At 71.7% G+C, this 12,790-nt stretch carries 11 protein-coding genes; 5 read left to right on the forward strand and 6 right to left on the reverse strand.

Annotation, left to right across the window (positions count from 1 at the left end; translation table 11 throughout):
• Nucleotides 1-60: 60 nt before the first annotated feature.
• Nucleotides 61-723 carry a class I SAM-dependent methyltransferase gene (locus ACIOC0_RS32540; protein ID WP_402159327.1) on the reverse strand — a complete coding sequence of 221 codons (663 nt, stop codon included), beginning with the start codon at nucleotides 721-723 and terminating at the stop codon, nucleotides 61-63.
• A gap of 202 nt (nucleotides 724-925) precedes the next feature.
• Here ACIOC0_RS32540 and ACIOC0_RS32545 point away from each other — a divergent pair, with 202 nt between their 5' ends.
• Genes ACIOC0_RS32545 through ACIOC0_RS32555 form a run of 3 tightly spaced genes read left to right on the forward strand, consistent with a single transcriptional unit; the run spans nucleotide 926 to nucleotide 4,322 of the window.
• Nucleotides 926-1,492 (forward strand): flavin reductase family protein, encoded by a 567-nt coding sequence (locus ACIOC0_RS32545; RefSeq protein ID WP_402159328.1) that lies wholly within the window; start codon nucleotides 926-928, stop codon nucleotides 1,490-1,492.
• 24 nt (nucleotides 1,493-1,516) lie between these two features.
• Nucleotides 1,517-3,097 carry a 4-hydroxyphenylacetate 3-hydroxylase family protein gene (locus ACIOC0_RS32550; RefSeq protein WP_402159329.1) on the forward strand — a complete coding sequence of 527 codons (1,581 nt, stop codon included), beginning with the start codon at nucleotides 1,517-1,519 and terminating at the stop codon, nucleotides 3,095-3,097.
• Between the two features lies 1 nt (nucleotide 3,098).
• Nucleotides 3,099-4,322, forward strand: a complete 1,224-nt coding sequence (locus tag ACIOC0_RS32555) for an MFS transporter (RefSeq protein ID WP_402159330.1) — start codon at nucleotides 3,099-3,101, stop codon at nucleotides 4,320-4,322.
• 231 nt (nucleotides 4,323-4,553) lie between these two features.
• On the opposite strand, the gene ACIOC0_RS32560 is transcribed toward ACIOC0_RS32555, so the two are convergent.
• From ACIOC0_RS32560 to ACIOC0_RS32575, 4 genes are all read right to left on the reverse strand, one after another.
• Nucleotides 4,554-5,471, reverse strand: coding sequence for a bifunctional transcriptional activator/DNA repair enzyme AdaA (locus tag ACIOC0_RS32560; protein ID WP_402159331.1), 918 nt, complete (start codon nucleotides 5,469-5,471; stop codon nucleotides 4,554-4,556).
• 311 nt (nucleotides 5,472-5,782) lie between these two features.
• Nucleotides 5,783-7,168 (reverse strand): class I adenylate-forming enzyme family protein, encoded by a 1,386-nt coding sequence (locus ACIOC0_RS32565; RefSeq protein WP_402159332.1) that lies wholly within the window; start codon nucleotides 7,166-7,168, stop codon nucleotides 5,783-5,785.
• A 66-nt stretch (nucleotides 7,169-7,234) separates the two neighbouring features.
• Nucleotides 7,235-8,344 (reverse strand): 3-dehydroquinate synthase II family protein, encoded by a 1,110-nt coding sequence (locus ACIOC0_RS32570; protein WP_402159333.1) that lies wholly within the window; start codon nucleotides 8,342-8,344, stop codon nucleotides 7,235-7,237.
• Nucleotides 8,341-9,147 carry a 2-amino-3,7-dideoxy-D-threo-hept-6-ulosonate synthase gene (locus ACIOC0_RS32575; protein WP_402159348.1) on the reverse strand — a complete coding sequence of 269 codons (807 nt, stop codon included), beginning with the start codon at nucleotides 9,145-9,147 and terminating at the stop codon, nucleotides 8,341-8,343. The genes ACIOC0_RS32570 and ACIOC0_RS32575 overlap by 4 nt, the downstream gene beginning before the upstream one ends.
• 218 nt (nucleotides 9,148-9,365) lie before the next feature.
• On the opposite strand from ACIOC0_RS32575, the gene ACIOC0_RS32580 reads away from it, so the two are divergent.
• Nucleotides 9,366-11,018 (forward strand): FAD-binding oxidoreductase, encoded by a 1,653-nt coding sequence (locus ACIOC0_RS32580; protein ID WP_402159334.1) that lies wholly within the window; start codon nucleotides 9,366-9,368, stop codon nucleotides 11,016-11,018.
• 102 nt (nucleotides 11,019-11,120) lie between these two features.
• Nucleotides 11,121-12,629 carry an FAD-dependent monooxygenase gene (locus tag ACIOC0_RS32585; protein ID WP_402159335.1) on the forward strand — a complete coding sequence of 503 codons (1,509 nt, stop codon included), beginning with the start codon at nucleotides 11,121-11,123 and terminating at the stop codon, nucleotides 12,627-12,629.
• A gap of 66 nt (nucleotides 12,630-12,695) precedes the next feature.
• Here ACIOC0_RS32585 and ACIOC0_RS32590 read toward each other — a convergent pair.
• A partial coding sequence (locus ACIOC0_RS32590) for an adenosylhomocysteinase (protein ID WP_351255708.1) occupies nucleotides 12,696-12,790 on the reverse strand: 95 nt, incomplete at its 5' end.

Genomic DNA, 12,790 nt, shown 5'->3' on the forward strand with positions numbered 1-12,790 from the left:
CACGCGTGAAGGCCGCCCCGGTCCTGCCGGGGCGGCCTTCACGCGTGCGCGGAGCGGAACTCAGCGCTTGACGGCGAACGTCAGGCCGTCCGCGTACGGGATCACGCTCAGCTCCACCCGATCGTCGTGCAGCAGCCGCGGGTTGAAGGCGCGCAGCGCCTGCGTCTCGGAGTCCTGGACGGAGTCGTCGAGCAGGGCGCCGTGCCACAGCACGTTGTCGACGACGACGAGGCCGCCGGGGCGCAGCAGCTCCAGGGCGAACTCGTAGTACGCCGTGTAGTTCTCCTTGTCCGCGTCGATGAAGACGAAGTCGAACGTGCCGGCGGCGTTCTCCTCCTTCAGCAGCCGTTCCAGGGAGGCGCGGGCGTCGCCTATGCGCAGGTCGACCTTGTCCGCGACGCCGGCCCGCTTGCAGTAGTCGAGCGCCATGGCGCCCCACTCCTCGTTGATGTCCAGGCCCACGACACGGCTGTCGGCGGGCAGCGCGAGCGCCGTCGACAGCAGGCTGTACCCGGTGAACACGCCGATCTCGAGAGTCCGCCGGGCCCCGGTCGCCTTCAGCAGGGTCCGCATGAACTGACCCTGCTCCGGCGAGATCTGCATCAGGTGCAGCGGCAGCTGCGAGGTCTCCTCACGCAGCTGCCGCAACAGGTCGGGCTCGCGCAGCGAGACATCGGCGACGTAGTCCTGGAGTGCGTCGGTCAACTCGACCTGGAGTCTCATGATGGGCCACCTCGTATCGGTTGCATGAATCCGAGAAGGAAGTACAGGCGGCCCGCACCGTCGGTGTCAATCGTTTCCGGCCTCCTGGATATTGCGCAGAAACACCCGCCTTTCTCCTCGATCGATCCTTCAGAGGCCACCGGCACAATGCCCCACAGAGAGCGCCGAATTCGAGGGTCCAATTCCTTTCCGAGGAGTGCCGATGGGCGACAGCCAACGCCGCTTTCGTGACTGCCTCGGCCGGTTCGCCACGGGCGTCACGGTGGTCACCGTCGAGCACGGCGGCGGCGTGCACGGCGCCACGGTGGGCTCGTTCACCTCCGTCTCCCTCGACCCCCCGCTGGTGATGGTGTCCCTGGACAGGCGCAGCCGGATGTGCGACCTGCTCACGGGCGCGCCGTCGTTCGGCGTGAACATCCTCGCCGCACACCAGCAGGACCTGGCCCTGCACTTCGCGGGCCGGCCACTGCCCGCGGACACTCCCGTCGCCTGGGACCCCGACGCGGCGGGGCCGCGCCTGTCCGGCTGCGCCGCCCACCTCGACTGCGTGCCCTGGGCCGCGTACGACGGCGGCGACCACGTGCTGCACATCGGGCGGGTGCGCACCTTCACGACGTGGGACGCGGAGCCGCTGGTCTTCCACGGCGGGGCCTTCCGCCTCCTGGACACCGCGCCCGGCCACCACGCGTGGGCGGGCACCCTCGACGGACCGGCGGACGGCGCCTGGCCGTCGGGAACCGCGGCGCTCCACATCCCCCTGGGTCACTGACCGACGACCGGACAAGGACACACCATGACGCTGCAGCAGGGCGAGGCCTCCGCCTCCGCACCGGCTCCCCGCACCACCCGCCCCCTCACCGGCGACGAGTACCTGGAGAGCCTTCGCGACGACCGCGAGGTCTACATCTACGGCGAACGCGTCGACGACGTCACCAAGCACCCGGCGTTCGCCAACCCGGCCCGGATGACGGCCCGCCTGTACGACGCGCTGCACGATCCGGCCCGCCGCGACGTGCTGACCACCCGCACCGACACCGGGAGCGACGGCTACACCCACAAGTTCTTCCGCACCCCGCGCAGCGTCCAGGACGTCGTGGAGGACCGTGAGGCGATCGCCGAGTGGGCCCGCCTCACCTACGGCTGGATGGGCCGCAGCCCGGACTACAAGGCGGCCTTCCTCGGCACCCTCGGCGCCAACTCCGACTACTACGCGCCGTTCCAGGACAACGCACGGCGCTGGTACCGCGAGTCCCAGGAGAAGGTGCTGTTCTGGAATCACGCGATCATCCACCCGCCGGTCGACCGCCACCGCCCGTCCGAAGAGGTCAAGGACGTCTTCGTGCACGTGGAGAAGGAGACCGACGCCGGGCTCGTCGTCAGCGGCGCCAAGGTCGTGGCCACCGGCTCGGCCATCACGCACTACAACTTCATCTCGCATTACGGACTCCCTCTCAAAAAGAAGGAGTTCGCGCTCGTCGCGACCGTCCCGATGGGCGCGCCCGGCCTGAAGCTGATCTGCCGCCCCTCCTACGCGGCGACGGCCGCCGTCATGGGCAGCCCCTTCGACTATCCGCTCTCCTCGCGCCTGGACGAGAACGACACCATCTTCGTCCTCGACAAGGTCCTCATCCCCTGGGAGAACGTCTTCCTCTACGGCGACGTCGACCAGGTCAACGGCTTCGCCCCGAAGTCCGGCTTCATCCCGCGCCTGACCTTCCACGGGTGCATCCGCCTCGCCGTGAAGATCGACTTCATCGCCGGGCTGCTGGCCAAGGCTGTCGAGATGACCGGCACCAAGGACTTCCGCGGCATCCAGGCCCGGATCGGCGAGGTGCTCGCCTGGCGCAACATGTTCTGGGCCCTGACCGACGCCGCCGCCCGCAACCCCGAGGAGTGGAAGGACGGGGCCCTGCTGCCGCGCCTGGAGTACGGCATGGCCTACCGCTGGTTCATGACCATCGGCTACCCGCGCATCAAGGAGATCATCGAGCAGGACGTCGCCAGCGGCCTGATCTACGTCAACTCCAGCGCCGAGGACTTCAAGAACCCCGAGGTGCGTCCCTACCTCGACAAGTACGTGCGCGGCTCCAACGGCTACGACGCCGTCAGCCGCGTCAAGCTGATGAAGCTGCTGTGGGACGCGGTCGGCACCGAGTTCGGCGGCCGGCACGAGCTGTACGAACGCAACTACTCCGGCAACCACGAGTCGGTGCGCAGCGACATCTTCATGACCCAGGTGGAGACCGGCCAGCTGGACGCGTACAAGGGCTTCGCCGAGCAGTGCCTCCAGGAGTACGACCTCGACGGGTGGACGGTCCCGGACCTCGACTCGTTCCAGGGTCTGCGCAGCGCCAGGAAGAACTTCTGGCACTGACATGACCTCCGTTCCCCGCTCCGTGCCGCGGCGGCCGGGCCCGGCCCTCGCCGCCCTCTTCCTGGCCACCTTCGTCATGGGCAGTGCCGAGCTCGTCGTCGTCGGCCTGCTGAAGCTCGTCGCCGGGGACCTCGCCGTGTCGGTGGACACGGCGGGCGCGCTCGTCACCGCGTACGCGCTGGGCATCTGTGTCGGCGGTCCGCTGCTGACGGCGCTCACCATCCGGGTCCGGCGCCGCACCCTGGTGTGGGCGTCCTTGGCCGGCTACGTGGCCGGCAACCTGCTGGCCGCCCTGGCCCCGGGCTTCGGCACGCTGCTCGCGGCTCGGGCCGTCACCGGGGCCCTGCAAGGTCTCTTCCTCGGGACGGCGTTCACGGTGGCGGCCGCCCTGGCGCCGCCGGAGCGGGCCGGACGCGCGATCTCCGTGGTGTTCGGCGGCATCGCCGTCTCCACGGCGCTCGGGGTCCCGCTCGGCACCCTGGCGGCCCAGCACCTGGGCTGGCGCGCGGCGTTCACGGCCATCGTGGTCCTCGGGGCTGTGGCGCTGCTGGCGGCGGCGGTGTGCGTCCCGCCGGTCGACGGCTCGGGCACGGGCGGCCTGTGGGCACAGTCCCGGCATGCGCTGGCGCCCCGCGTGCTGGCCGTGCTCGGCGTCGGATTCCTGCTGTTGGGAGGCCAGTTCGCGGCGTTCACCTACATCACGCCCTTCCTGGAGGACGTCACGGGGGTGTCCGGCACCTGGCTGACCGTCTTCCTCTTCGCCTACGGGGCCGCGACGGCCGCCGGCACCTTCGTGGGGGGCTGGGCGGCGGACCGGGACGCGGCGCGCACGCTCGTCGCGGCCAACCTCGCCCTGGTCGTGGCGTTGGCGGTCCTGCACCTCGCAGGCGCGTCCCGCGTCCTGGTGGCTCTCGCCCTCGTGTTGTGGGGGGTGGTCGGATTCGGCCTGGTCCCCTCGCTGCAGTACCGGGTCGGGCTGCTGGCCGGCCCCGGACGCGACCTCGCCGCGACGCTGCCGGCGTCCGCGGTCAACGCGGGTATCGCGGTCGGGGCGGTGGCCGGTGGCGCGGCCGTCGCGCACGGCGGTGCGACGGACGCGGTGCTCACCGGACTGCTGGTGTGCGCGGCGGCGCTGCCCGCGACCTGGGCATCGGGGCGGTTGCGCCCTGTGGTGGCCGGGCAGCAGCCGGCCGCCGCCGGGGCGGAGTCCCGCTCCCCGGGCTGAGCGGAGCCCCGGCCGGCGGGGCCGACCGCGGGTTCCGTCAGCTCCTGCGCACCCGAGTGCCGGCCCGGCCGGTGGCGGAGAGGTTCCGCGCCGCCGGGCCGGCCCGGGCCGGCGGCCGTGTTCCCGGCAGGCTCCGTCAGCCGGAGGGCGCCATGCACCGGGGCACTCCGGTCCGCTGTGCACCGAGGTACGGCGGTCGCGCCCCGGCCGGTGGACGTGCCCCGGCCCGGGTCACCTGCTCGGGACGACGACCGACGCCGGCACCGTGCGCCGTACCCGCACCGCCGCCGTCGGCACCGCCCGCCGCACCCGCACGGTGAGCGCGGACCGCCTTATGCGCAGGGGAAGTTCACGGCCGAGCTGCGGCGGCTCCGCCTCGCGCACGGCCGCGGCGACGGCAGCGGCGAAATCGTCGTCCGCGGGCAAGAGCCGGGCCTGCCGAAACATGGTGCGGAGCTGGTTCAGCAGGCCCGGCACCTCGTCTCCCGTCAGGACCCCGCACACGCCCTTGTCCGTCGCCGCGACGAGTACCGGCCCCAGTGACGAGTCCGCCACCGAGTACCGGATGTCCGTGCCGTCGCCGCCCGCCCGGTACTCCTTCGGGGTCATGCCCAGGATCTCCGGCGCCGCCGCGTAGAAATGACCGCCGGAGTTGAACCCCGAGCTGTACATGGCGTCGGCGATCGTCCCGGACAGAGGCAGGGCCTCGCGCACCCGGCGGGCACGCGCCGCCGCCAGATAGGCATGCGGCGTGATGCCGGTGAACGACTTGAACAGGCGGTGGAAGTGGAAGCGGCTGTAGCCGACCCTGCGGGCCAGCTCGTCCAGACTCGGCGGCAGCGGCGCCTCGTCGATGATCCGGCAGGCCCGGGCCACCGCCTCGGCGGCCGCGGCGTGCCGGTCGGAGTCGTCGGGGCAGCAGCGACGGCACGGGCGGTAGCCCTCGGCCCGGGCAGCCTCAGGGGTGGGGAAGAAGCGTACGTTCTCCCGCAGGGCCAGCTTCACCGTGCACGACGGGCGGCTGTACACGCCGGTCGTGGTGACCACGTAGCAGAAGTGGCCGTCCGCGCGGGCGTCCCGGTCCTGCACGGCCTGCCAGCGTGCCTCGTCACAGGTGTACAGCGTTGCGGCGGTCGTCGTCACCGTCATGCTCCGTGCCTTCCATTCCTCTGGGGGGCGTTACTCATGGCTCTCGCGGCGGATGGCGCCGCCGGCGGAGGGGAAGCGTCCGGGGGGCGGGGAGTGGAGGGGAGAATGCCGGCGCCCGGCGGGTGGTCACGAAGCGCCGCCGTGACCGAACCGCCGTGACCGGACCGCCGCGCGGTGGCCCCGCCGTGAGCGGATCCGACCGCACCGGACCACGGACAAGGGGTCGCCGGCCCGGTCGCCAGTCCCGGTCCCCGACTCCGCCCGAGCGGGCCCTATCCGTCCCCGGCCGCGGCTCTCGGCTGCCGTGCGGCTCACCAGCTGATGCAGCGGCACGCCCCGGGCGGGTGCGTCCGGTGACGGCGCAGGACGCCACGGTCCCGCACGGCCTTGCCGTTGGCGGTGCGGGGCAGCTCCCGCAGCAGGTGGTAGCGGTCCGGCGCCGGCGCCCCGCCGAGGAACCGGTGGCACCAGGAACGCAGGTCCTCGCCGTCCAGCTCCGCACTGCCGGCCACATGCGCCTCGATCGGGCCGACCCCGAGGACCACCGCGTCCGTGATGTGTCGGTGGGCCCGCAGCACCGACTCGATGCGCAGCAGGTCGACAGAGGTGTCCCCGACGCCCTGGACCCGACCGCGCAGACGCAGAGCACCGGTCCGGGGATCACACGTGACCAGGTCACGGGTGGACATCCAGCCACCCGTCCAGGGCGTGTCGTCGTACAGATACGGGGACTCGGGGACGTGCACCTCCAGCACCCCGCCGACCACACGGGTACGGGCACCGGGCACCGGAACGCCGACGACGGCCGGGTCGAAGCGGCCGGTGAGGTCTGCGGCGACGAGGCCCGTCTCGGTCGTGCCGTAGGCCTGGCCGACACGCACCCCGTGGCGGCCGTGGAACACCGCGGGGATCTCGGGCTGCAGGGCGTCACCGCTCGACACGGCCAGCCGGAGGTGCGGCAGCTCTCCGGGCTCGGCCCACGCCAGCGGGCGGAAGTGGTGCGGATTGCCCAACACGACGTGTGCGTCGGCAGCCGCACGCACGGTCGCCACCGCCGTGCGGGCCGCCGGCAGCACCACCGTCGCGCCCACCGCGAGCGAGTGGAGCACCCCACCGATCAGCCCGAAGGAGCGCGTGAGCGGCTCCAGCACGGCCACCCGCTCACCGTGGTGCGGTGCGCCGTCCACGGCGGTGAGCCGGTCCAGCTCCGCCAGGAGCGACCGCGGGCTCCTGCCGACCGCCTTGGGACGCCCGGTGGTTCCCGACGAGAACTGCACGAGGCAGTGCCCGCCCGCCTTCGGACGGCCGTCGGAGTGGCGGCGCACCAGCACCTCGCACTCGTCGACGAAGTCATCGGGCCGTCTGCGGCTCTCGCCGAGCGACACCGAGAACTGCGCCGGCTGTGCACCGGGCGGGACATCCGGTGACCACCGGCCGGGCGGTGTCTCTCTCAGCACCACCTGGGCGCCGAGCGACCACAGCGCGAACAGCGTCCACAGGTGCGTGAAACTCGCGTTGGCGTACAGGGCGACCGTGCTGTGCGCCCGGATGCCGTACTGCTCCAGCACATTGGCCAGCCAGGCCGTTTCGCGGCGCATCCTGCCGAACGTGACCTCGCGGTCTGCGGCACGTGCCCACACCATGTCGTCGGCGTGGCGGCCGAGTAGTTCGGCACCCCACCAGGACCGTTGCGTCATCGTCTCCACCGGACTCCTCGTCGCGGTGCCGGGGCCGCGGCGAGAGCGGCCCCGGACGCCTGTCACCTACTTCTCGACGCAGAATTCGCCGACCGGCCAGCCCACGTGGCGCTTGTCGGTGGCCACATGACCCAGCAACTGGTCGCCCTTCTTCAGCTCCGTCACGTTCAGCACCGCCGCACCGGGGCCGAGCACCCGCACGTGCCAGTCGTCCTGCACGATCAGGCTGACCTCCACGCCCTCCGGTGACACGGCCTTGATGCCGAGCAGTGGGCGGGACTCCAGCTTGATGCGGCCCACCACGATGCGGCGGGTGCGGCCGTCGGCGCCGACGGCGAGCACCGGACTGCCGGCCTTGAGCTCGCTCAGGTAGTTGGTGCGGTTGTCCGCCCCGAACACGTAGCTGTGCAGCGCGCCCGCGTTGATGCGGAACGGCCGGGTCGGCATGTACGGCAGCGGGTGCGTCTCGCTCACGCACAGCACGAAGCCGTGCGCGTAGGAGCCGACCAGCATGCCCTCGTCCTTCTCGAAGTGGGTGCACGTGTCGATGCAGACTCGATCACCGAGGCCGAGGTGCTCGATCGACTCGACGGTGAGCGTCTGAAGCTGCAGGTCCGGGGTCTTCACCCGCAACATCTCCACCAGCGCGAAGACGTCGTTCGCGGAGCGCGGGGCCACCAGGACGCCCTCGGAGCCCTTCTCCAGGACGTCGACGATGATTTGCGCCTCCTCGATGTCGGAGGCCTGGCAGATCAGCTGTCCCGGCGAGGCGTCCGCGGCGGCGATCACGATCTCCAGCGGGATCTTCGTCGGGTCCTTGAACTCCACCACGGTGAAGGGGAGTTCACGTGCGGCCTCACAGGCGAGCTTCAGGGTGGGGTCGTCGACGACGTTGACCCAGGCGGCGGTGTCCTTCTCGCCGGCGCGGTGCAGGCTCTCCAGCGCGCCGAGGCTGTCGACGTCGACGACCTCGCGCAGCACGATCAGGTCCTCCGGGACCTCCTCGCCGATGCGCGCGCCCGGTGCGAGGACGCGCTTGACGGTGTTCGGCAGCAGGGCGAGGCGCTCCGGGGCGCTGTCGACGATGCCGTCGACCCGGGCGTGGATCGCGGCGTCGACGACCGCCTCGCGGTGTTCGGCGGGCACGGTCCGGAGGTCGATCCAGGCAAACTTCACAACACACCTGCCATCTCGGTCTGCGGCGCGGGCTCGGACGTGAGCTCGCGGCGGTGAATGATTGAGGCCAGTTCCCGGACCGCCTTCTCGGGCGACGGGCTGGTGAACACCCGTCGTCCGACAGCGAGTCCGGCGCAACCCAGGTCCATGGCGGTGACCGCGAACTCGTACAGGTTGCGTTCGGTGGAGCCGCCGCCCGCCACCACCACCGGCAGCGGCGAGGAGGCGATCACCTCTTCCATGCGCTCCGGCGGGGCGACGAGCACCGTCTTGACGATGTCGACGCCCAGATCCGCAGCGATGTTCACCACATGCGCGACGAGCGTCGGGTCGGTCGGATCGGTCACACGGGGACCACGCGGATAGATCATGGCCATGAGCGGCATGCCGAAGCGGTCGCAGGCCGCGGCCACGGTGCCGAGGTCGGCGAGCTGCTCCGCCTCGGTGTCGGAGCCGATGTTCACGTGCACGCTGACCGCGTCCGCGCCCAGTCTCACCGCCTCTTCCACGTCACCGACCAGCACCTTGGCGTTGACGTCGGGCCCGTGCGCGGTACTCGCGCTCAGATGCACCACGAGGGAGCACCGAGTGAGCAGCACCGGCGCGATCATGCGCGCCCTGCCCTTGTGGACGACGACGCCGTCGGCCCCGCCGTCCGTGATGGAGCGGACCAGGTCGCCAAAGCCGGCGGCGGTGGCCACGGGCCCGTCGGACACGGAATGGTCCAGCGGCACGAACAGGAACCGGCCGTCTCCCGGCCGGGACAATCGCGCCAGGCGCACCGACTTACCGGTGAGCGGCATGCTCGACATGACACCCCTCCTCGTTCCTGGTCACAGGGTTCGGGTGGGATTCCGATGCGGGGTCCCGGGCTGAACTGTCGCAGTGGCCTCTGAAGAATCGAGCCAGGTGTCCCGCGCCGAGCACGCCGCAAGATGCGGAGTGCGGCAACCGTCGCGCGATGCCTAGCGTCGGCGGCATCCGCGTGTGATCCGCACGCGACAGCGGGAGGGGAGGCCCCATGACGCACGGCAGGCGACAGGTGAGCAGACGGGGGATGCTCGCGACGAGCGCCGGGATCGGCGGCGGGGTGCTGCTGCCCGCCGGTCGGGCGGTGGCCCAGCCGGAGGAACTGGTGACCGTCACCCCGGGCGATGCGCGTTACACGGACCTCGTCCGGGGCTGGAACCAGCGCTACATCGGCCGGCCGGAGGCGGTCTACGTTCCGCGCTCGACCGCCCAGGTCGCCACCGCCGTCCGACAGGCGGTCCGGGCCGGCAAGCGGCTCACGGTGCGCAGCGGCGGACACTGCTGGGAGGACTTCGTCTTCAGTCCCGACGTGCAAGCGGTCATCGACATGTCGGCGATGCGGGACGTGGACTTCGACCCGTCCATGAACGCCTTCATGGTGCAGCCGGGCGCCCAGCTCCTCGACGTCTACGAGCGCCTGTACCGCACCTGGGGCGTCATCGTGCCGGCGGGCATGTGCTTCCAGGTCGGGGCGGGCGGCCACGTCAGCGGCGGCGGCTGGGGACTGCTGTGCCGCCGGCTCGGCCTGGTGGTGGACCACCTGTACGCGGTCGAGGTCGTCGTGGTGAACGCCGACGGCACCGTGCGCACCGTCGTCGCCACCCGCGAGGACGGCGACCCGAACCGGGACCTGTGGTGGGCGCACACCGGCGGGGGCGGCGGCAACTTCGGCGTCGTGACCCGCTACTGGTTCCGCAGCCCCGGCGCGAGCGGCACGGACCCGGCCCGGCTGCTGCCGGCCCCGCCGCCGGAGGTCCTGGTCAGCGCCGTCTCGTGGAAGTGGGCCGACCTGGACGAGCGATCCTTCACGCGGCTGGTCCGCAACTACGCGGACTGGCATGTGCGCCACGCCGCCCCAGGCGACCCGGCGACCGCCGTGTGCAGCTTGCTCTCCCTCAACCACGTCTCCAACGGGGCCGTCGGCCTGATCACGCACGTCGACGCGAGCGTGCCTGGCGCGGCCCGGCTGCACGACGAGTTCCTCGCGGCGGTCACCGAGGGCGTCACCGTCGCGCACGGTCCGGTCACCACGCGGATGGGTGAGCTGGCCGCGCTGCCGGACCTGGCCGCTCCGCGCCGCCTTCCCTGGCTGCAGGCGGCCCGCTACCTCGGCACGGCCAACCCCACCACCAACGACCCGACCCAGAGGAGCGACTTCAAGTCGGCGTACATGAAGGCCGGTTTCCCGCAGCGCCAACTGGCCGCGCTCCACCGCCACCTGACCCGCACGGACATCGGCAACCCGACGGGCTCGGTCATGCTCAGCTCCTTCGCCGGCCAGGTCTCGGCCGTCGCCCAGGACGCCACGGCGAGCGCCCACCGGGACGCCGCGTACAAGCTGGCCTGGATGATCTGGTGGGACGATCCGGCCGACGAGAAGGACTGCGTGCGCTGGCTGCGCGAGTTCTACGCCGACATGTACGCCGACACCGGCGGCGTGCCGGTCCCCGGCGCGGTCACCGACGGCTGCTATGTCAACTATCCCGACGCCGACCTTGGTTCGCCGGAGTTCAACCGCTCGGGCACCCCCTGGCACGACCTGTACTACAAGGGCAACTACCGTCGCCTCCAGCGCGTTAAGCAGGCGTACGACCCCGGCAACGTCTTCCGGCACCGGCAGTCCGTGCGGCTGCCGGGCAGCTGAACCGGCACCCTCGTGCAACCTGTCGACGCGGGCCGGTGTTCCTCCTGACGTACAGCATCCGAACGGATGCCCAGAGTGTCGTCTACCATCGCAGGAGCCCCGATGCCGAACAGCCCAGCCGTGGACACCCAGGTCGCCGTCGTCGGCGGTGGGCCCGTCGGCATGCTGCTGGCCCGGGAACTGGCCATGCTGGGCGTGCACGTCACCGTCCTGGAGAAGCTGCCCACGCCGACCGGTGAGTCGAAGGCGGGGACACTGCACGCCCGCACCGCGCAGACCCTGCACCGGCGCGGACTCCTCAAGGCTGTGCAGCCCGGCCCGCCTGCCCCGCCGGTGGGCCACGGCCCCGTGCCGTTCCACTTCTCCGGCATGTTCGACCTCGACCTGAGCCGTGTCGTCACCGAGGGTCCCGTCATGGTGGGCAGCCCGCAGGCCTGGGCCCAGGAGGTGTTCGCGGCCGAAGCCGAACGGCTCGGCGCGAGCATCCGGCGCGACCGCGAACTCGTCGGCCTCGACGAGGAAGCGGACGCGATACGCCTGACCGTACGCGATTCCCGGGGCGTCACGGACACACTGCGTGCGTCGTGGGTGGTCGGGGCCGACGGCGCCCGCAGCGCCGTGCGCAGACTGACCGGCATCCCGTTCACCGGCACGCCCGCCCGCGTCGGCGCCCTGATCGGCGAGGTCCGCCTGCTGGACCCGGCACGGGCTCCGCATGGCTGGCAGCGCAACCCGCGGGGCTGGACCCTGGTGTGGCTCAACCTGTTCGGACGCAGCCGGGTGTGCACCTACGACTTCCGCGGCCCGCACCAGGACCGGCAGGCGCCCGTGACCCTGGACGAGTTCCGGGCGGAGGTGGAGCGGATCGCGGGCCACCCGGTACCGATGGACTCACCGGGCTGGCTCACCCGGTTCAGTGACGCCGCCCTGCAGGCCGAGCACTACCGTGTCGGCAGGGTCCTGCTGGCCGGCGACGCCGCGCACGTCCACTTCCCGGCCGGTGGCCAGGGCGTCAACCTCGGCCTTCAGGACGCCGTCAACCTGGGCTGGAAACTCGCCGCAGAGGTGCACGGCTGGGCGCCGGCCGGACTGCTCGACACGTACGAGACCGAGCGCGCGCCCATCGCCGAGGCGGTCCTGGAGAACGTGCGCGCCCAGGTGGCCCTGATGGACCCCGACCCCCGGATGGACTCGCTGCGCACCCTGTTCGCCCGGATGATGCACTTCGACGACGTCAACCAGTACCTCAGTGGCATGATCAGTGGAGTCGACGTCCAGTACGACACCGGCCGCGCCGACGACCCGTTGGCCGGTCGCTTCGCGCCCGACGTGCTGCTGAAAACCGGCGACTCGGTCACCGGCCTTTCCGAACTCCTGCACAACGCAAGGCCGTTGTTGCTGCTGTTGGCCGATTCGGAGGACCTGCTCAAAGCCGCCGAGCCGTGGCGCTTCCGGGTGAACGTGGTGACGGCGACCGCGACCGAGCAGATGGGTACGGATGCCCTGCTGGTGCGGCCCGACGGATACATCGCCTGGTCGGCCCGCGGCCACGCCGGGGACGCGGAGACCCTGGCCGGGGCGCTGGGCTGCTGGTTCGGCGACCCCGAGTAGGCAACGGGGCGCGTACGGCGGCCTCAGCGGCGGCGTACGGGCCCCGCCGTCCGGCGAGACGCTCGTTCAGTAGCGGTAGTGGTCCGGCTTGTAGGGGCCGTCGACCTCGACGCCGATGTAGGAGGCCTGCTCGGGGCGGAGCGTGGTCAGCTTCACGCCGA

This window comes from Streptomyces sp. NPDC088254 (genome assembly GCF_044740925.1).
In the GTDB taxonomy this organism is placed as follows: domain Bacteria; phylum Actinomycetota; class Actinomycetes; order Streptomycetales; family Streptomycetaceae; genus Streptomyces.